Below are 21,133 nucleotides of genomic sequence, written 5' to 3' on the forward strand. Positions count from 1 at the left end.
GATATAAATAATTTATAGAACTAGAATTTATAAATAATAGAATTTTTAATGAAATTAATCCTTATATTTGATTTATATAATACATTTAATTAAAATTAAAAAAACTAGTATTTTAAAATATAATATTAATAATTGATAAACAATTAACAGAGTTTCTAAAAAATATGAATCATTTGAACTTTTAAAATTGGTTATAGAGAATTTAAATAAGGAAAAATGCTAAAAAATATAGAAATTTATTGACGAATGTTGTATACTTGGGTTGTAAGTTAAAACAATTTAATAAAAGTATGGATGAAATTTTCGGGAGATGATCTATTAAAAATAATTATTAATAATTATTTTTATAACAATGGGTAGCCGAAGAAGCAAAAATTTATTTTGCCAATAAATTTGAAACTCTCAGGCAAAAGGACCGAAAATGGACATAACTCTGGAAAGCGGTAAGCACCGAAGGAGTAAAACTCTCAGGTTTAAAGGACAGAGGCATAGGCAAAGTTAATTATTACTTTTGCATATGCCTTTTTTATATGTGAAAAAGGAGGGAAGCTAGGTGATTGAACCGTTATTTATAATAACCAATAATCCATTGTCAAAGAGAACCTTTGAAGCAAAGTATAAAATAGTCTATATAGATGGTTCGGCAATGGAAGTGCTAAAAAATGTTAGAGATAGCATACATTTAGGCCATAAGCTTCTAACTCATCCATTAATGAGTAGTGTTAAACCTAACGAAACGCCATATAGAACCGTATGTTTATCATTAGATAGGGAGTCCTTAGATATTCAGTCATTAGAAATAATTGAAAGTACCATAATGACTACAGAAAAATTTTTAAGAGATTTCAATACTCCAAATTGGAGTGATAAAATATTACAAGATTTTCAATTGATAGATTGCGATTTAATAAATCATGCAATCAATTAAGGAGGGTTACCCATGGAACATATTATTTATGATACTATCATTTTAGGTGGAGGTCCTGCAGGATTATCAGCTGGATTGTATGCTGCGAGATCAAGAATGAAAACATTATTAATAGAAAGAGCAAAGTTTGGTGGACAGACAGCCACTACTGATGAATTAGAGAACTATCCAGGATCTATTGAAGATTGTACAGGAACAAGCCTTAGCCAAAGAATGAGAAAACAAGCAGAAGAATTTGGAACTGAATTTGCTAAAGATGAAGTTATAGAAGTTCAGCTTGAAGGAGATATTAAAGTAGTTAAAACAAGAAAAGCTACCTATGAAGGTAAAACAATAATAATAGCTACTGGTGCATATCCAAGATTAGGTGGATTTAAAAATGAAATTGAATTAAGAGGAAGAGGAGTTTCTTATTGTGCAACTTGTGATGCTGACTTCTTTACAGATTTAGATATCGCAGTTATAGGCGGAGGAGATTCAGCTATAACAGAAGCAATATACTTAGCTAAATTCGGAGAAACGGTAACAATAATTCATAGAAGAGATCAATTAAGAGCTGCTAAGTCATTACAAGAAAAAGCTTTCAAAAATCCAAAAATTAAATTTATTTGGGATAGTGTTGTTGAAGAAGCTAAAGGTGAAGAGATCCTTGAAAGTTTAGTGATAAAAAATGTAAAAACTGGAGAACTTAGCGAATTAGCAGTAAATGGTTGTTTTGTCTTTGTAGGATACTTACCAATATCTGAGCTATTTAAAGGAAAGATAACTATGAATGATAGAGGAGATATCATTACTGATGAAGAGATGAGAACTAATATTCCAGGAGTATTTGCAGCTGGAGATGTTAGAGAAAAATCTTTAAGACAAGTTATTACAGCAGCAGCGGATGGAGCTATAGCAGCTACAAACTGTGAACATTATATAGAGGAAAAATTTAACTAATAGTTAAATACTAATAAAATTATTTTTTTAAACAGAATTGTTTGAAAAGTTAATTAAGTTCAAAAATTTTTATAATATATTTATATTGTGAAAATTTAAGGTATATTGACTAAAAAAATATGAAATAGGAAAATATATTCATGAAAGTAATGAGCTTGCTTTTATTGAAGAAAGAGAGGGAATTTTAATGGTAGAATTAAACAAAGATAATTTTGAGGCAGAAGTACTTCAAAGTGATAGACCAGTATTTGTAGATTTTTGGGGAGACAAATGTGAAATCTGTATAGAATTAATGCCAGGGGTTCATGGATTAGAGCCAAAATACAGTGATAAAATTAAATTTGCTAGCTTAAATATAGGCGGAGCTAGAAGAGTTGCTATAGGACAAAAAGTTTTAGGATTGCCAACAATGAAGATATATAATGGTGGGGAATGTGTTGAAACAATTACTCCAGATAAAATATCTACATTGGATGATATAGAAAATTTCATAAAAGCTTACTATGAAAAATTATAATTCATTCTTTAATTAAGATGTTATTAAGGTAAGCAGTAAACTGCTGCTTACCTTCAAATAAAAAACAAATTTAGGTTAAACTCATATATTCATAGGAGGTGAATGTTTTGCGTCTAGAGATTGGAAACATCATTATAAAAGATCTTCAATTCGGAGCAGAAACAAAAGTTGATAATGGAGTTCTTTATGTAAATAAAGAGGAATTACTTAAAGAAGTATCTGGAGATGAAAGAATAAGTAGTATCGATTTCGATATTGCAAAACCAGGTGAAGAAGTTAGAATAATTCCTGTTAAGGACGTAATTGAACCAAGAGTTAAAGTTGAGGGAAATGGAGGGATTTTCCCAGGCTTTATAAGTAAAGTTGATACAGTAGGTTCAGGAAGAACTCATGTATTAAAAGGAGCTGCAGTTGTTACTACTGGTAAAATTGTAGGATTCCAAGAAGGTATAGTTGACATGTGTGGAGAAGGAGCTAAATATACACCTTTCTCTAAAACAAATAACTTAGTTGTTATATGTGAACCAAAAGAAGGTATAGGACAACACGAACATGAGGAAGCCATAAGAACAATAGGCTTTAAAACAGCTGTGTACTTAGGCAAAGCTGGTAAGAATGTTGAACCAGATGAAGTTAAAACATTCGAAACATTGCCACTATTAGAGCAAGTTAAGCAATACCCAGATCTACCAAAGGTTGTATATGTTTACATGCTTCAAACTCAAGGACTATTACATGACACTTATGTTTATGGTGTAGATGCTAAGAAGATAATTCCAACATTTATATACCCAACAGAAGTGTTTGATGGAGCTATAGTAAGCGGAAACTGTGTATCTGCTTGTGACAAAAACCCATCATATGTTCATATGAACCATCCAATAATAGAAGATTTATATGAAAGACATGGAAAAGATTTTAACTTTATCGGATGCGTAATTACAAATGAGAACGTATACTTAGCTGATAAGGAAAGATCTTCAAATATGGTTGCTAAATTAGTAGAATTTTTAGGAGCAGATGCTGCTATAATTTCAGAAGAAGGCTTTGGTAACCCAGATGCTGACTTAGTTATGAATTGTAATAAAATCACAGCTAAGGGTATTAAAACAGTACTTTTAACAGATGAATATGCAGGACAAGACGGTAGTTCACAATCACTAGCTGACTCAACTCCAAAAGGAGATGCAGTAGTTACTGGAGGAAATGCTAATGAGGTTGTTATATTGCCAAAAATGAAAAAAATAATAGGACATATTGAGGCTGCTGATATAATAGCTGGAGGACACGTTGGAAGTTTAAGAGAAGACGGTTCAATTGAAGCAGAAATACAAGTTATAACAGGAGCTACAAGTGAGGTAGGATTTAATTACCTAACAGCAAAAGGATATTAATATAACCAAATTATTTAGAATATTATAAGTTTCACGAATGTTAAGTTTTTAATATGAAAGGAAGATAAAATTATGTTACAAGGAAAAAAGGCTATCTGTATAGGAGATAGAGACGGAATACCAGGACCAGCTATAGAAGCTTGTTTAAAATCAGCAGGGGCAGAAGTAGTATTTGCATCAACAGAGTGCTTTGTCTGAACGGCTGCAGGTGCAATGGATCTGGAGATCCAACAAAGAGTTAAAGATCTAACTGAGAAATATGGTGCAGAAAATATGGTAGTAATAATTGGGGGAGCTGAAGCTGAAGCATCTGGATTATCAGCTGAAACAGTTACAGCAGGAGACCCAACTTTTGCAGGACCACTAGCAGGAGTAGAACTAGGATTAGCAGTTTATCACGTAGTAGAACCAGAGGTTAAAGGTGAATGTGATGAAGCTATCTATGATGAACAATGTGGAATGATGGAAATGGTTCTGGAAGTTGATGAAATAATAGGTGAAGTTAAATCTGTAAGAGATCAATATAGCAAATACGTTTAATTTTATAATAGATTTATGATTAAAAGTTAAGAATTAATAGGAAAACTGAAATTGATAATTGACCTTAAAAAGCTCTATGCTTTTTAAGGATCAATTCCCAATGAGAGGGGGAAAATGCATGATTAAGATAGTTCATTATATAAACCAGTTCTATGCTGGAATAGGCGGAGAAGAAAAAGCAGACTTTAAGCCAGAGGTACGTGAAGGTTTCGTAGGCCCAGGTATGGGACTAAATGGATTATTTAAAAAAGAAGGCGCAGAGATAGTTGCAACTGTAATTTGCGGAGATTCTTATTTTGCTGAGAATACTAAAGAAGCAAAAAAAGAAATATTAGAAATGGTTAAGAAATACGAGCCAGATCTATTTATAGCTGGACCTGCATTTAACGCTGGAAGATATGGAGTTGCTTGTGGAGATATTTCTACAACAGTTAAAGAAGAATTAAATATACCAGTTCTATCAGCAATGTATATTGAAAATCCAGGTGCTGATATGTATAAGAAATTTGTGCATATTGTATCAACTAGAAACAGTGCCGTTGGAATGAGAGATGCTCTTCCAAAAATGGCTAAATTAGCTTTAAAATTAGCTAAAGGCGAAGAAGTTGGATCGCCAGCTGAAGAAAACTACATTGAAAGAGGTATTAGAAAGAACTATTTTGCTACAGAAAGAGGTTCTAAAAGAGCTGTTGATATGTTAGTTAAGAAGTTAAAAGATGAAGAGTTCGTAACTGAGTTTAAAATGCCTGACTTCGATAGAGTTGATCCATTGCCACCAATAGTTGACATCACTAAAGCTAAAATAGCTATAGTTACATCTGGAGGTATAGTACCAAAAGGAAACCCAGATCATATTGAATCTTCAAGTGCTTCTAAAATTGGTAAATATGATATAGAGGGAGTAATGGATTTAACAGGGGAAACTTATGAAACAGCTCATGGTGGTCATGACCCTGTATATGCTAATGATGACCCAGATAGAGTAATCCCTGTAGATGTATTAAGAGATTTAGAAAAGGAAGGAAAAATAGGAGCTCTACACAGATATTTCTATTCAACAGTAGGAAATGGAACAGCTGTTGCTTCTTCTAAAAAATATGGTGAGTTTGCTGCTAAAGAATTAATTGCAGATGGTGTTGATGCAGTTATATTAACTTCTACGTGAGGAACTTGTACACGTTGCGGAGCAACGTTAGTTAAAGAAATAGAAAGAGCTGGATTACCAGTAGTACACATGTGTACAATAACTCCAGTATCTTTAACTGTTGGAGCTAATAGAATAATACCAACAGTAGCTATTCCTCACCCACTTGGAAATCCTGCATTAAGCAAAGCAGATGAGTATACATTAAGAAGAAGATTAGTTGAAAAAGCTCTAGAAGCATTACAAACTCCAGTTGATGGACAAAAAATATTTGAGTAATTTTATATCTTGATAAGTAAATAATAATTAGGGAACTTAAAGTTCCCTAATTATTTCTAAGTGATATGGAGAATGTATAATGCATAATGATTTTATAAATTATGTGCTATAGATTATCCATAGTATTAATGATAAAACTTAGATAATCTAATTGTTCAGAATAAAATTAGCAAATTCCAAAATTAATGTGAATTTATTTCACCTATTTATAAGGGGAGGTTGGAAGAATATGAATTTTCCAGTATTAAAGAAAGCAGCGTATATTTTAGTTAATACTCCAGATATGGTAATACATAATGGAACAACTCAAACGTTAGAAAGAGAAACACATCCTGATTCAGAATATCTAAAGGAATTAAATAGCCATTTAAGACCATTCGAAGAAGTTATGGCTTATGCACCAAATCAAACCTATATAGGAAATATAACTCCAGAGGAATTAGGAGAAATGCCACGACCATGGTATGGAAAAAATACTCCTAATGCTAATAGATTTGGTAAATTTGGCGAAGTTATGCCTCAAGATGAATTTTACGGATTAATGAAAATATCAGACGTTTTTGACTTGGTAATATTAGAAGAAGAATTTGCAAATAATATAAGAGAAAAATTATCTAAACATCCATTAATTGCTTCAAAAGTTGAAAAGATTGTAGGAGATAGTTTAGAAAAAATAGAAAATTTAGTTAACAATTCAGGAGCAGAGGGATTATATGAAGGTGGAAAACTAGTAGGATGTGTGAGAAGAGCACATGAGTTTGACCCTAATCTATCAGCTCACTATATGCTTGAAAACTTAGCTGTTAAAGCTTCAGGAGTTTTAGCGGGAATGCATTTAGTAGACAATTTAGATATACCAATTGAAGAAATTGAATATATAGTTGAATGTTCAGAAGAAGCTATTGGTGATATGAACCAAAGAGGTGGCGGAAACATTGCTAAAGCTATTGGAGAAGTTGTAGGACTAACTGGTGCAACTGGTGCAGACATGAGAGGATTCTGTGCAGGACCAGCTCACTCATTAATAACAGCAGCATCACTTGTTAAGAGTGGAATATATAAAAATGTTTTAGTAATAGCAGGAGGAGCTACAGCTAAACTCGGAATGAATGGTAGAGACCATGTTAAAAAAGGTATGCCAGTACTAGAAGATTGTTTAGGTGGATTTGCAGTACTTGTTTCTCAAAATGATGGAATTAGTCCAATATTAAGAACTGATGTTGTAGGAACACATACAATAGGGCATGGAGCTTCACCACAAGCGGTTTTAGAGGCATTAGTACTTGACCCATTAATAAAAAATGGAATTAAGATAACAGATGTAGATAAATATGCTCCAGAAATGCAAACACCGGATATAACTGAGCCAGCAGGAGCCGGAGATGTTCCAACACAAAACTACAAAATGATAGCTGCATTAGCTGTTAAAAAGGGACAACTAGAAAAGAAAGAATTACCAAACTTTGTTAAACAACATGGATATCCAGGATATGCTCCAACTCAAGGACACATCCCATCAGGTGCACCAATAATAGGACATGGAATAGAGCACATAAAAAATGGTACATTAAATAACTTCATGATAGTTGGTAAAGGAAGTTTATTCTTAGGAAGAATGACTAATTTATTCGACGGAGTTTCAATATTAGTTGAAAAGAATCCAGGAAAGGTTGAAGAAAGTGCTGGAATAAGCAAAGAGGAAGTGAAGTCAATGGTTGCAGATGCAATGAAGGACTTTGCAGAATTTTTAGCAAAAAACATGGAGTAATTAAGTGAAAATAAATAAGTAGTTCCTCAAATTTAGAGGAACTACACTTAAGAAAAGGGGTGTAACTATGAGCCAAAATGCAACCAAAGCAATGATAGCTGAGGTATTTAATGATATAGCAAATGGAATAAAAAGCGGTCAATTTAGGAAAAGAGTAAGGATAGGATTAACTATATTAGGCTCTGAGCATGGCGTAGAAGAAATGGTTAAAGCTGCTGAACTTGCTAAATCTAAATATGATGACTTTGATATAGTATTAATAGGCCCAAAAGTTGATGCTGATTTTGAAATAATAGAAGCAGAAACTGCAGAAGAAGGCCATAGCAAAATGACTGAAATGCTTGAAAATGGTAAATTAGATGGATGTGTTACTCAGCATTTTGATTTCCCGATAGGGGTATCTACTATAGGTAAAGTTTTAACTCCTGGTAAAGGAAAAGAGATGATAATAGCAACTACTACAGGAACAACTTCAACAAATAGGGTTGAGGGAATGGTTAAAAACGCTATATCTGGTATAGCAGTTGCTAAATCAAATGGAATAAAAAATCCAAAGGTTGGTATATTAAACCTAGATGGAGCTAGACAAGTTGAGAGAATATTAAATGAAGTAAAAGAAGCAGGATATAATTTCGAATTTACTGGATCATTAAGAGCAGATGGTGGAGCTGTTATGAGAGGAAATGACCTATTAGCTGGAACTCCGGACGTTATGGTATGTGATTCATTAACAGGAAATTTACTTGTAAAAATATTCTCTTCATTTACAACCGGTGGAAATTACGAGACTGTTGGTGCTGGTTATGGGCCTGGAGTAGGGGAAAACTATGATAAACTGGTTAACATAGTTTCAAGAGCTTCTGGTGCACCACTTATAGCTGAAGCTTTAAGATATTGTGCAACCTGTGCAGAAAATAAGGTTTTAGATATTGCTAGAGAAGAATTTGAAAAAGCTAATAAGGTTGGACTTCAACAATTTATAGATAAAACAGCTAAAAAAGTAGCTAAAGTTGAAAGTTCTGATGAAGATATAAAAATGCCAGAAAAGAAGGTTGTAACTTATTCAATAGCAGGAATAGATATACTTGAACTTGAAAATGCATGTAAAACATTATGGAAAGAAAATATTTATTCTGAAAGTGGAATGGGTTGTACTGGACCAATAGTTTTAGTTGCTGAGGAAGATTCAGAAAGTGCAACTGAAATATTAAAAAAAGCTGAATATTTGGGATAATATTGACTGAGCAGATACTGCTCAGTCTCTATTTCCCTTTTATCAAAAAAATTGTAACTAAGAATGAAAAGAAACCATTAATTAGAAATGCTGTATAAATAATTATAAAATATATAAAATTGATTAAAAAATAGAAAAAAATTTATTAACTAAATTAAAAAAATTTATAAAACAGTTGAATATGTAAGTACTTTTTAATTATAATAGTAACATAGTGTTAAATATAGTAAGGGTGATTATTATTATGTAATAACACCGTAACTTACATAATACACAGTGTAATCTTAGGAGGTTAGTTTTATGAAAATGAAAAGATTGGTGGCAGTTCTGGCATCAGCTATATTAACTGCTGGAGTGCTAGTTGGCTGCGGATCATCTGCAACTAAAGAAAATGAAGGCGGAGCAAGTACAGGAGAAGGAAAGAAAAGTGAGATCATGATAGGTCTTGCAACAGACGAAGGTGGATTAAATGATAAATCATTTAACCAATCAGCAGATGAAGGTGTTAAAAAAGCAGTAGAAGAATTTGGTGTAGAATATAAACCAATAGAATCTAAGAAAAAAGAAGATTATGAACCAAATCTACAAGCATTAGTAGATGCAGGTTCAGATTTAACATTTGCTATAGGATTTCAATTAGATAAAGCAACTGAAAGTGCAGCAAAAAATAACCCAGAGAGCAAATTTGCTATAATAGATGCTAAAGTAGATGCGCCAAATGTTACATCTATAACATTTAAGGAAGAAGAAGGTTCTTTCTTAATGGGAGTTATAGCTGGTAAAATGACAAAAACAAATCAAGTTGGATTTATAGGTGGAAAAGACTTTGATACAATTCAAAAATTCGAATCAGGATTTGTAGCTGGAGTTAAAGCTGTTAACCCAGAAGCAGGAAAATTATTAGAGAGTCCAGATGGAAAAAAAGCTGGTAAAAACGTTAAATATGCGGATTCATTCGATGATACAAATAAAGGATATGAATTAGCTAAAGCATTATATGACTCAGGTTGTGATGTTATATATCATTCAGCTGGTGGAGTTGGAATAGGAATGTTTAAAGCAACTCAAGAATTAAAAGATGCAGGAAAAGAAGTTTGGGCTATTGGTGTTGATAAAGACCAAGCAGCTGAAAAAGACTTACAGAAATATGCTAATGTAATACTTTCTTCTATGATTAAGAGAGTTGATGTTGCAACTTATGATGCTACAAAAGCTGTAGTTAATAATGAGTTTAAAGCTGGACATATAGAATTAGGATTAAAAGATGGTGCAGTTGGTATTGCTGAAACAACAGAAAAAAATACTCCAAAAGAAGTTATAGATCTTGCTAAAGATTATGAACAAAAAATTATTAAGGGAGAAATAAAGGCTCCAGCAACAAGAGAAGAAGCTAAGAATTTTAAATAATTGTTACTTTACTGGTAAATAAAAAAATAGTATAATAAAAGCTAGATGTCCGTTTGCATCTAGCTTTTGTTACTCATGAGCTAGATTTTAAGAATCAAAAATTTTCCTTTCTTTATCCAAAAAATACATGCTAGAGGTATAGAAAAAATGTAGTATAATATTAGTAATTATCTCAAATTTATTGAGAATGGTAGTGAAGGTTGTTAGTATAAGGAGGAAGCGGGATGAACAAGGTAATAGAAATGAAAGGTATAACCAAAGTTTTCCCTGGAACTATTGCCAATGACAATGTGGATTTTGAACTTTTAAAAGGCGAAACTCATGTTTTACTTGGAGAAAATGGTGCAGGTAAAACCACACTAATGAATATTCTATATGGATTATATCAACAGGATAAGGGTGATATTTATGTAAACGGTAAAATAAGTAAAATAGCTAATCCTAATGATGCTATTGGCTTGGGAATAGGTATGGTGCATCAGCATTTTATGCTTGTTCACAATTTTACTGTAGCTGAAAATATAGTATTAGGCACAGAACCTAAAAAAGGTGCTAAGCTTGATATGAAAACCGCTATTAAAAATGTTGAAGAGCTTTCAAAAAAATATGGCTTTGCAATTGATCCAAAGGCTGTAATTGAGGATATTTCTGTAGGTCAACAACAAAAAGTTGAAATATTAAAAGCATTATATAGAGGAGCTGAAATATTAATACTTGATGAGCCTACAGCCGTTTTAACGCCTCAAGAAATTGAAGAGCTAGGAAACATTATTAAGAATTTAAAGAAGGAAGGAAAATCTGTAATATTAATCACTCATAAACTTAAAGAGGTTATGAGTATGAGTGATAGAGTTACTATAATTAGGAGAGGTAAAGTAACTGGTACCGTTTCTACTAATGAAACTAATATTGATCAATTAGCAGAGCTAATGGTAGGAAGAAAAGTAAATTTAGTAGTTGATAAAAAAGAGAGCAAAATAAAAGGTGAAGTTTTAAGAATAGAAAACTTATCTGCAAATGATCATAGAGGAATTGAAGCTGTTAAAGATCTTAATTTAGTTGTTAATGGTGGAGAAATTCTTGGTATTGCAGGAGTTGATGGAAATGGCCAAAGTGAATTCTTAGAGGTATTAACTGGTCTTAGAAAGGCTAAAAATGGAAAAATTGTATTAAAAGATAAGGACATATATGGTAAAGCACCAAGAGAAATTACTGATTCAGGAGTAGGACATATTCCAGAAGATAGACATAAAAGAGGATTAATTCTTAAGTATTCACTATTTGAAAACTCTATACTTGGAGTTCATAGAAATAAACCTTTTACCAAGGGTATTGCAATGAATTATAGTGAAATTAAAGCTCATTGTGATAAACTTATAGAAGAATTTGATGTTAGAACTCCAAATAACGAAGTGGCCGCTTCAGCATTATCAGGTGGTAATCAGCAAAAATTAATTGCAGCAAGAGAAATTTCAAAGAATCCAGATTTATTAATTGCAGCTCAACCAACAAGAGGACTAGATGTTGGTGCTATTGAGTATATACATAAAAGATTAGTAGCAGAAAGAGATAAGGGTAAAGCTGTACTCTTAGTATCTTTAGAACTTGATGAAATTATGGCTTTATCAGATAGAATTGCTGTTATGTATGATGGAAAGATAGTTGCAATACTTGATAGAAGTGAAGCTACAGAGCAAAAACTTGGTATTTTAATGGCTGGTGGAACCTTAGGACAAGCGGAGAAAGGAGCTAACGCAAATGAAAAGTAAATTCAAGCAAAATTTAAAATCTATAGCTTTCCCATTCATTGCTATAATACTTTCACTATTTATATCAGTATTTTTCATAATGTGGGCTAAAGGTTATCCAATAACTAAATACTTTACAGCATTAGGTGAATTAATATCTATTGTTTGGAAAGGTAGCTTTGGTACAAAGAGAAACATAATGACTACATTATCAGAAGTAACTCCACTGATATTTGCGGGGGTTGCCCATGCATTAGCATTTAGATGCGGCTTATTTAATATAGGAGTTGCAGGACAATTTGCCCTTGGAATGCTTGCAGCTGCAATTGTTGGAACAATTCCAGGATTAAGTCCAGTAATTCACATTCCACTAATGATAGTTTCAGGTATAATAGCAGGTAGTATATGGGCTGGAATACCAGGTTACTTAAAGGCTAAATTTGGAACAAGTGAAGTTATTAATACAATAATGATGAACTATATATCAGTATTCCTTTGTAATTATATTATATTAAAAACACGTTTTGGAGTGCCTGGTAAGGCAAGTACTCCAATAATTGAAGAAAGCGCTCAATTTACTAGATTTATGAAAGCGGCACCAGCAAATACAAGCATATTCTTAGCTATATTAGTAGCAGCATTTATCTTCTGGTTACTATGGAAAACCACAGTTGGATACGAAATTAGAGCTGTTGGTATAAATCCACATGGTGCAGAATATGGTGGAGTAAATATACCTAAAAATATGATTTTAGCTATGGTTATTTCTGGAGCTATTGCAGGACTTGGTGGAGCAACTCATATATCAGGAGTTATGCATACTCTTCAAGATTTTATGGCTGTGCCAAGCTATGGATTTGATGGAATTGCTGTTGCATTACTTGCAAAGAATAATCCAATAGCATGTATAGGTTCTGCAATACTGTTTGGTGCTTTAAACAATAGTGCTAGAGCGTTACAATTAAATGGAATTCCAAAACAAATAGTATATTTAATACAAGCAATAATTATTATATTTGTTGCAACGGATTATATTGTTAAATACTTTGAAGAAAAGAAAAAGAAAGGGGCGATTGTAAATGAGTAATTTAAATGCAATTGCATTATTAACGGCTACACTTAGAATAGCAACGCCTCTAATTTTTGCAGCTCTTGGGGGAATGTTCTCAGAAAGATCTGGAGTAGTAAATATAGGATTAGATGGTATGATGACTATAGGTGCATTTTTTGCAGTTTATGGAACTTATGCATCAGGAAGTCCTCTTATTGGTATAGTTTGTGCTATGATAGCCGGAGGAGCTCTAGCATTAATTCATGCAGTTTTAAGTATAAATTTAAAAGCTGATCAAGTTATTTCAGGTACGGCAATTAACCTTTTTTCTACTGCTCTTGCCAGTTTCTTGATTTCAAGATTATTTGAAGGTAGAGGTGGTCAAACAGATATAGTTAAAAGTTTACCTTTTGACGTGCCAGATTTTATACTAAACATACCTATATTAGGAGAAATAATTGGTGGAATTAACTGGTTTGTGATACTTGCTATAGTATTAGTTTTTGTTTCACACTATGTTATATATAAAACTCCATTAGGATTAAGAATTAGAGCTGTAGGAGAACATCCAAAAGCAGCAGACACATTAGGAATAAATGTATACAAAATGAGATATTTATGTGTAATTTTATCAGGTGCACTGGCAGGTCTTGGTGGAGCTGCATTGTCTCTTGGTATTACACCATTATTTAGAGATAATATGGTTGCAGGTAGAGGATTTATAGCTTTAGCAGCGATGATATTTGGTAACTGGAAACCATTTGGATTATTAGGAGCATGTTTATTGTTTGCCTTTGGTGAATCATTCCAAATAGTGGCGCAAGGTTTCTCATGGTCATTACCAACAGAATTCTATTCATCAATACCATATGTATTGACAATGCTTGCATTAGCAGGATTTGTTGGAAAGACTCAAGGACCAGCTGCTTCAGGACAGCCATATGAAAAAGGTTCAAGATAATATTTAAAACCACAGATTTTTCTGTGGTTTTTTATAAGTAGAAAAAGAAAATTATATGAATTTAGACTTTTAGGCATCCTTATAAAAAACTAACATACTAGTTAGTTATTCTATAAAGATGTTTTTTATTTATATAAAGTATAAAACTATATTAGTTTATTATAAATATCATTAAATAAGAACACAGTGTATTTATAAGTTTAATAATTGATAAGCTATTATTGGATAATAAAATACTGCATAAATATTTGCAAAAATTATTGCTTTAATAGTATAATTAGAGTATGTTTTTATAAAATTTAATATATTTAGAATATTTATAATATTAAATTTGAAGAATATAAAAATCTGAGATTATGCTATTCTTATTATTGTTTAAATTTATCTATAAAGTTAGTTAGAAATGAAAATTGAACTTTAACAATTTTTTATTTATAATATTAGATAAAAAATTGTTACTTACAGTCACTAATAATAGTGCTAATACCCTTAAATTTTATTTAAGACAGGTATGGTAAGCTGCATATAAGGATAGTTGTAGAGGTGAAAAATATTCACTCTCAAAAATTATTTTATAATACTATATGAGTTTGAATTTGAAGAACTTTTACAATTAAAGTAATTAGGGGGAAAAACTATGAATAGGCTAAAAAGTATTTTTGGACCAACAGTTGATGAAGTTTGGGAGAAACTATGTGACCAAATCAACGGAGAGATAGTAAGTAAAGGAATGTGGAAAGACAAGAGAATTGAAGGAAAATATAAATGTTGGACAATTATATTGGATTGCTATACTATTATGGCAGGTCAAACACCTATGACTTATACAAGAATTAGAGTTCCTTTTATAAATGTAGATGATTTTAGATTTAAAGTGTATAACAAAAATATTTTAAATACTATTGGCGAAGAAGTTGATATGGAAGAAATGGAAACAGGAAATGAAGAGTTTGATAATAATTATATAATTAAAACTACTAATATAGAAAAAATGAAGATTATTTTATCAAAAGAGAAAATTTTTGATATTATAGCAAGGCAGAAGAAGATAAATCTTGAGATAAGAGATGATGAAGGAAAATTTGGTGTTGAATTTCCTCAAAATGTTGATGAGATTTATTTTCATACTTTAGGTATTATAAAAGATGGAGAAAGATTAAAAGATTTATATAATCTATTCTGTGAGCTATTGGATTTGCTCTGTGAAATTGGAAGTAGTTATGAGACTAAAGCAGTAGTAGAACTATAGAGGAGAGGATACTATGATTTTATTTGATATATATAGTGTACTGTGACAACTTATACGGGGACCTCCATTATAATAATTAGATTTGGAATATTATAAATATTGGAGGAAAAGATATGAAGATATTAAATGAAAAGTTATTCTACTCATTGATAGAAGATATAAACAAAGATTTCTCTGGATGGGATTTCTCCTATATAAATGGAAGAATGGAGGAATTTCCATTAAATTATAGCTATACCAATGAGGTGTTAAAAGAAATAAAAGATAATATATTTTTATTGGATATGGGAACCGGTGGAGGAGAATATTTAACTTCTTTTAAAAATCTACCAGTAAATACCTTTGCAACAGAAGGATATAAGCCTAATATTGTTATAGCTAGAGAAAGATTGTCTCCTTTAGGAATTAAAGTTTATGAAGTTTTAGATGATGAAAAATTACCTTTTAACAATGAATTTTTTAACTTAATTATAAATAGGCATGAATCTTATTCTATAAGGGAAATACAAAGAATATTGAGCCCAGAAGGAATTTTCATTACTCAACAAGTAGGAGGATTAAATGATAGTGATATAAATGCAGCTCTAGGATGTGAGCAAAGCGAATTTTATCATTGGGATTTAAAAAAAGCTTCAAAAGATCTAGAAGATGGTGGGCTTCATATTTTAAACCAAATAGAAGACATAACTAAAACTAGATTTTATGATGTAGGAGCTATTATCTATTATTTAAAAGTAATACCATGGCAAATTCCTGATTTTTCAATTGAAAAATATTATGACAAATTAATAGAAATACACAATAGAATTCAAAGAGAAAGGTATATAGATTTTATATGCCATAGATTTTTTATAAAAGCTAAAAAGAAACAGTAAAAACAAAAAGGGATGCTTAATTATTAAGAGTAAAATTTAAAAAATCTTAAAAAAACTTACGTTTCATACTATATATGTGTAGTATTTAATATTAATAAAGTCCAGCAAAATTTTTGCTGGACTTTATTTCATAATATATTAAATCTACTCACTAAATTTATAATATGTAAAAATTATTCTTTTAATAGTGAATATAAATTCAACTACAAACTGAAATTTATATATTTCGGCTTATCTTCAAACTGAGCACAATAAAAATCAAAACTAATCAAAAAACTTCCCCTTGTAAAAATTCTCATTGTCAAGTTTCTTTGCCGTCAGCCTGAACATGACGCAGCCATCTGGGCATACAATGTCCTTGCTATATTTGCCATTGCCGCCAATGTTCTCTAAATCTCCGCCACTTCTGACCGACTCCATGATTGGGAACATAATCATCATGACCTTGGAACAGATACCCTGTCCATCGGCATTTATGGGACAGCCATAGGTGCAGGTATACTTATCCCCGACTTCCTCGCCGTTTCGGCAGTACCGCTCTGTATGGTCACTGCGAAGAAACCCAGTTACCTCAATTTCAAATTCGTACTCCTCATCATACCATTTTTTCATGATTAACCTCCAAATTCCAATTTATAAAGCTCAATTTAGTGAAATTATAACTTAATTTATATATTTAATTGTAGCATAATTTTCAACAATTTATAATTGTTTATATATCTCAGCATAATTAACTTTGAGTTGTTCTTTAAGTTCTTTATTTTCTTCTTCAAGTCTTTTGAGTATTAAAACTCTTTTCACTATTATCTATATACTTTAAATATCTTGCTACTGACATTATAGGTACCCCATTATAACCAACTAACAAATATCTTCTTTGGTTATTCTCAACTTTACTAACTTAATAATTTATGCTTAATTAATATAGTATATAAAAAAATATGGAATTATCGCTTATATTACACTATCTATTCTATATCTATAATACTATATTTAAATGATTATCTCCTTTTATTTTTATTGTTTTAACTTAGAGTTGTTAAATTTACAATTAAGAAAAAACTTGGCTTGATCAAACTAATTTTTCACTAGCAATATATTTGCTAGTTTATTCACCTCCGTGGAATAGTAGTGAAGCCCTTTAGGGTTCCCCTGAGGTGCAGTATAGTTCGGATTAATACCGATAAATTTAACTAATATTATGGAGAGATTATAGTTGCCAGTCTTTTTATATGAAGCGATTAATCATTTGAAAAAAGCATCAATTACTTTTAATATATTAATTTTAAAGCTAGTACATATTTGTTATTGCCCTGGAAATTGAATTTTTAAATATAAATTATATTTAACTTGTGATGTGTTAGATATTGAATAAAAGATGGAGCTATATAATATATTTATATAGTTATGAAGATTTTTTAAGACATTTTAAAAGAACCTATTTAATTATAAAACTTAACTTTAATATTGGAAATATTTATAAAAACTTTTGTTACGTCAGTAAAAATATAGTATAGTATTAAATGTAGGCTTTTTAATGAAAATTTAACTTAAATTCTTCATTCTTAACTATTAATTCTTAATTTCTAAAGGGTTAAGCTATTTTTATAGAAAATTTATTTTTCACAGTTTATTTTAAGTTTTCATATTGGATGTCTATAGTAGGTATTATAAAAATTTATTATTTTTAGCTAAGGGGGATTTTATGAAAAAAACATTAAAAGCTAATTTATTCGGAATGATTGTTATTATTTTAATGATTTTATTATCATTTACTGTTCAATTAAAACTTATGGAGGCAAATGTTTCAACTTTTAGTAGTATAGCTATAATGCAGGTATTAGGATTTTTCCTTCCAGTAGTTATTTACCTTTTAATAACTAAAGAAAATGTAAGAGATACTTTAAAGTTAAACAAACTTCCATTAAAAGATATTATACTAATAATTTTATTAGCAATAGCATGCCAACCTCTAGTAATGGGATTAAGTGGCATATCTTCTGTAATATCACCTAATAGCTTTAGTAGTGTAATGATGAATCCTGTATCTGAAACTTCTATGCTCTTAACTATATTCTTTGTGGGAGTTGTTCCTGCCATATTTGAAGAGTTAGTTTATAGAGGAATAATACTATCAGGGTATGATAATGTTAGTATTAAAACAGCAGCAATATTTTCAGGATTATATTTTGCTTATATGCATTTAGATATTCAAAGACTATTATATACTCTAACTTTAGGAATATTATTTGGATATCTTGTAAGAATAACTAAATCTATATATTCTTCAATGCTTTGTCATTTTCTTGTAAATTCTATACAGATGGTATTTTTAAAAGTAATGATGAGCCAAAATCAACATATGGATTCTGCTTCTCAATCTATCAAAGATTTACCGGGATCAGAACAAATAACTACAATCATAACATTAATTATCATGATAGCAGTTGGGATATTACTAACTAAATTAATAATGAATAAATTAAAGAAAAATCATAAGTTAGATAGTATAGAGCTTGATGAAGATACTGTAGTTGAAAAACCTGTAAATTGGCCATTTATAGTTACAACAATAATCTTTGTAGCTATAGTAATACTTAATTATATAGCCTTATCGGTTCTAAATGCTGCATAATAAAAGCCCTTTCTTAAATTAGAAAGGGCTTTTTATCTTATATTTATTAAAAGGATTTAAAATTAAAGACTAGAATAATAAATCATTGATTAAAAAATAGAGAAAAATTTTAAAAAGTACTTCTTATATATTGATGTAAGGAAGGTGAAAGAATGCTAATACCTAATTTATTAAAAGGAGATAGAATCAAATTATCTGCATTAAAAAAAGAAGATGTAGATAAAATTACAATGTGGTATGAGGATGTAGATTTTTTAAGAAATTATGATGGTGGGATAGCGTATCCAGAAACTAAAGAGTCTATGGAAAAATGGTATGAAGAAACTATAAACAGTAAAGAAAATTTCTGCTTTAGCATTAGAATATTAGAAGAAAAAAATATGATAGGTTTCTTAGTGCTTTCAAGTATAATGTGGAACAATGGTTCTTTCTGGATATCCATATGTATAGGTAATGAAGAAAATAGAAAAAAGGGATATGGCAGCGAAGCTTTAAAACTATTAATAGATTATAGTTTTAGGGAGCTGAATCTTCATAGACTTCAGCTAACGGTATTTAGCTATAATACTTCAGCTATTAAAACTTATGAAAAATTAGGATTTAAAAAAGAAGGAGTCTATAGAGAAGCAATCTATAGAGATAACAATAGATATGATATGTATTTATATGGATTATTAAAAAAAGAATGGTGTATGGATTAGAAAAAAAGATAAGATAAGCTTGAGGTGAATTATAGTGTTAATATATAAATAGTTAAAGTAGGAATATTCCTTCTTTAGCTATTTATATATTAGTTTTAATATTGTATTAAAATGTATCTAAAATTTTATTTTTGTAATGAGTTCATCTCTAGCTAGAAAAATGCTGGGTTCCATAATAAATATATTTAAAGCCTTTTAAGTTCTGTGCTCTTACTATACTTACAGACATTTTTTTATGCTTGGGATCTAACATATTTGCCTTATGTGAAGGTGAATTTAACCATAAGGTAAATAAATTTTTAGCATTATATTTTGAATTGTTATCTGATGCAGCCATAAGTATATTTTCACCATATCCACTATATTTATAATTGAAAGCTTCTGCTAGTACCTCTGGACCGGCATTACTATAATTAGGATTTCCATGACTAAAATAGTTTAGTTGTATCATAGAGTTAGATTTATATTTAGCTATAGGATAAATTTTCTCATCCCAAATCAATGGCTCAATACCATGCTTTTTTCTAAGTTCATTAGTTAAGTTAAAAATTTCTTTATCAAAAGAAGATATATATTCTACTTTATATTTGTTAGGTAAAATTTTAGGTGATTTTGGGATATGGCTATTTTTTTCATATATGAACTTTAAAAGGTGACTATCTATATCCTCTCCAACTAAAAACTTATTAATTATAGTTTTATTCTCTAATAAATTATCTATTTTAGGTACTGCGTCTTCGTTTATATTATTACTAAAAAGTAGTATAGGTGCTTTATTATTTCCTGCTACAATACCTATAGAAAGTGCATCAGGAAATTTAGAACCTTTTGTTATATATAGATTAGTGAAGTCTAACTCTCTTTCAAAGTGTTTTATTATATTAAAGTTGGTTTCATATCTATTTTTACCACCAATTCTCACTGCATTAGGTAAGAGGTTTTTTACTTGATCTGATATAACTCCATTACCACCTATTATATAAGAACTTTTTATCTCATTTTCTGATATATAATCAATAACTTCAGAAGGTATATAATTTTTATTGGTAAATAAAATAGGTATATTTTTTATTGCTGAAATCGTTGAGATAGAAAGTGAATCTGCAAAACTATCCACTGATACTATAAATACCTCATCTGCGTTTTCTATCATAGAGGCTATTTTTATAGAAGTTTCAAAATAATCTCTTCCATAAACTCTTTCAATATTTAGGTTAATTTCTTTTAATGTATTTTCTACAGCTTGAGATATATTACTATAATCTCCTACAATATAAGCATTTTTAGCCTTAAGATTAATTATTTCATCTCTTACTTTATCATTAATTTCATTTTTTGAAACAAGCAAAATAGGTGCATTTTTTGATTTAGCAAGTGTAATTGCCATAAGAGCATCTTGAAAATTTTCACCACTGGCTATTACTATATTATCGGTAAGATCAAAATTGTGATTAGAAATAATAGCAGAGGTTTCATATCTATTACTACCTTGATAAAGATAATATTCAATAGGTATGTTTTTAGCTTGTACTTTATTTAGATTAGAGAAGGTGAATAGGAATAAAGGTATAAGCAGTAATTTACAAAAAACATTATTTTTCATAAGTATTTTCCTCCAAGTTAAATTTTAATTGTTTATACATTATTATACATTTTTCCCTTTGTTTTTACAATTATATGTAATATAATCTGTGGAAAAATTTTAAATATTATAATAATATAAATGGAGAAGAAAAGGTAGTCTAGCTATCTATAGAGAA

Annotated in this window: 18 protein-coding genes and 2 riboswitches; of the genes, 16 read left to right on the top strand and 2 right to left on the bottom strand. The window is 30.3% G+C overall.

What is annotated here, in order from left to right; genetic code table 11:
- The first annotated feature begins 294 nt into the window (after positions 1 to 294).
- A riboswitch (glycine riboswitch) is annotated at positions 295 to 428 on the top strand.
- A gap of 3 nt (positions 429 to 431) precedes the next feature.
- Positions 432 to 486, top strand: a riboswitch (glycine riboswitch).
- Positions 487 to 553: 67 nt separating this feature from the next.
- The 14 genes from ACWPW7_RS09160 to ACWPW7_RS09225 all read left to right on the top strand — a co-directional run bounded on the left by ACWPW7_RS09160 (position 554) and on the right by ACWPW7_RS09225 (position 16,037).
- A complete protein-coding gene (locus tag ACWPW7_RS09160; protein WP_454053278.1) occupies positions 554 to 928 on the top strand; it encodes a GrdX family protein in 375 nt (124 codons plus the stop codon).
- Between the two features lie 12 nt (positions 929 to 940).
- Positions 941 to 1,870: a thioredoxin-disulfide reductase gene (gene trxB / locus ACWPW7_RS09165; protein ID WP_039634047.1), complete on the top strand. Its 930-nt coding sequence runs from the start codon at positions 941 to 943 to the stop codon at positions 1,868 to 1,870.
- 187 nt (positions 1,871 to 2,057) lie between these two features.
- Positions 2,058 to 2,387, top strand: a complete 330-nt coding sequence (locus ACWPW7_RS09170) for a thioredoxin family protein (RefSeq protein ID WP_454053279.1) — start codon at positions 2,058 to 2,060, stop codon at positions 2,385 to 2,387.
- Between the two features lie 107 nt (positions 2,388 to 2,494).
- Positions 2,495 to 3,781: a glycine/sarcosine/betaine reductase component B subunit gene (locus tag ACWPW7_RS09175; RefSeq protein WP_454053280.1), complete on the top strand. Its 1,287-nt coding sequence runs from the start codon at positions 2,495 to 2,497 to the stop codon at positions 3,779 to 3,781.
- Positions 3,782 to 3,853: 72 nt separating this feature from the next.
- Positions 3,854 to 4,321 carry a glycine/sarcosine/betaine reductase complex selenoprotein A gene (gene grdA, locus ACWPW7_RS09180; RefSeq protein WP_454053281.1) on the top strand — a complete coding sequence of 156 codons (468 nt, stop codon included), beginning with the start codon at positions 3,854 to 3,856 and terminating at the stop codon, positions 4,319 to 4,321.
- 118 nt (positions 4,322 to 4,439) lie between these two features.
- Positions 4,440 to 5,744: a glycine reductase complex selenoprotein B gene (gene grdB, locus ACWPW7_RS09185; protein ID WP_454053282.1), complete on the top strand. Its 1,305-nt coding sequence runs from the start codon at positions 4,440 to 4,442 to the stop codon at positions 5,742 to 5,744.
- 229 nt (positions 5,745 to 5,973) lie between these two features.
- Positions 5,974 to 7,512, top strand: coding sequence for a glycine/sarcosine/betaine reductase complex component C subunit beta (gene grdC, locus ACWPW7_RS09190; RefSeq protein WP_454053283.1), 1,539 nt, complete (start codon positions 5,974 to 5,976; stop codon positions 7,510 to 7,512).
- Positions 7,513 to 7,579: 67 nt separating this feature from the next.
- Positions 7,580 to 8,746: a glycine/sarcosine/betaine reductase complex component C subunit alpha gene (gene grdD, locus ACWPW7_RS09195; RefSeq protein ID WP_454053284.1), complete on the top strand. Its 1,167-nt coding sequence runs from the start codon at positions 7,580 to 7,582 to the stop codon at positions 8,744 to 8,746.
- Positions 8,747 to 9,046: 300 nt separating this feature from the next.
- Positions 9,047 to 10,153: a BMP family lipoprotein gene (locus tag ACWPW7_RS09200; RefSeq protein ID WP_291565955.1), complete on the top strand. Its 1,107-nt coding sequence runs from the start codon at positions 9,047 to 9,049 to the stop codon at positions 10,151 to 10,153.
- 224 nt (positions 10,154 to 10,377) lie between these two features.
- The gene (locus tag ACWPW7_RS09205) at positions 10,378 to 11,922 is read left to right on the top strand and encodes an ABC transporter ATP-binding protein (protein ID WP_454053285.1); all 1,545 of its coding nucleotides are present in this window, start codon (positions 10,378 to 10,380) and stop codon (positions 11,920 to 11,922) included.
- Positions 11,912 to 12,988 carry an ABC transporter permease gene (locus ACWPW7_RS09210; protein ID WP_454053286.1) on the top strand — a complete coding sequence of 359 codons (1,077 nt, stop codon included), beginning with the start codon at positions 11,912 to 11,914 and terminating at the stop codon, positions 12,986 to 12,988. Before ACWPW7_RS09205 ends, ACWPW7_RS09210 begins: the two co-directional genes overlap by 11 nt.
- Positions 12,981 to 13,913 (top strand): ABC transporter permease, encoded by a 933-nt coding sequence (locus ACWPW7_RS09215; RefSeq protein WP_454053287.1) that lies wholly within the window; start codon positions 12,981 to 12,983, stop codon positions 13,911 to 13,913. Before ACWPW7_RS09210 ends, ACWPW7_RS09215 begins: the two co-directional genes overlap by 8 nt.
- Positions 13,914 to 14,550: 637 nt before the next feature.
- Positions 14,551 to 15,162 (top strand): DUF3137 domain-containing protein, encoded by a 612-nt coding sequence (locus tag ACWPW7_RS09220; protein WP_454053288.1) that lies wholly within the window; start codon positions 14,551 to 14,553, stop codon positions 15,160 to 15,162.
- Positions 15,163 to 15,275: 113 nt separating this feature from the next.
- Complete coding sequence (locus ACWPW7_RS09225; protein ID WP_454053289.1) at positions 15,276 to 16,037, top strand: methyltransferase domain-containing protein; 762 nt, start codon at positions 15,276 to 15,278, stop codon at positions 16,035 to 16,037.
- Positions 16,038 to 16,301: 264 nt separating this feature from the next.
- Here ACWPW7_RS09225 and ACWPW7_RS09230 read toward each other — a convergent pair whose 3' ends face one another.
- Positions 16,302 to 16,649: a TIGR04076 family protein gene (locus ACWPW7_RS09230; RefSeq protein ID WP_041173129.1), complete on the bottom strand. Its 348-nt coding sequence runs from the start codon at positions 16,647 to 16,649 to the stop codon at positions 16,302 to 16,304.
- A 1,093-nt stretch (positions 16,650 to 17,742) separates the two neighbouring features.
- Here ACWPW7_RS09230 and ACWPW7_RS09235 point away from each other — a divergent pair.
- Together ACWPW7_RS09235 and ACWPW7_RS09240 are read left to right on the top strand one after the other, a co-directional pair.
- Positions 17,743 to 18,672 (top strand): CPBP family intramembrane glutamic endopeptidase, encoded by a 930-nt coding sequence (locus ACWPW7_RS09235; protein WP_454053290.1) that lies wholly within the window; start codon positions 17,743 to 17,745, stop codon positions 18,670 to 18,672.
- Between the two features lie 152 nt (positions 18,673 to 18,824).
- Entirely contained in the window at positions 18,825 to 19,373 is a 549-nt protein-coding gene (locus ACWPW7_RS09240) for a GNAT family N-acetyltransferase (RefSeq protein ID WP_454053291.1), read from the top strand.
- Positions 19,374 to 19,521: 148 nt separating this feature from the next.
- On the opposite strand, the gene ACWPW7_RS09245 is transcribed toward ACWPW7_RS09240, so the two are convergent.
- Positions 19,522 to 20,976, bottom strand: coding sequence for a cell wall-binding repeat-containing protein (locus ACWPW7_RS09245; protein ID WP_454053292.1), 1,455 nt, complete (start codon positions 20,974 to 20,976; stop codon positions 19,522 to 19,524).
- Positions 20,977 to 21,133 lie beyond the last annotated feature (157 nt).

Source organism: Clostridium sp. Marseille-Q7071, from assembly GCF_965112025.1.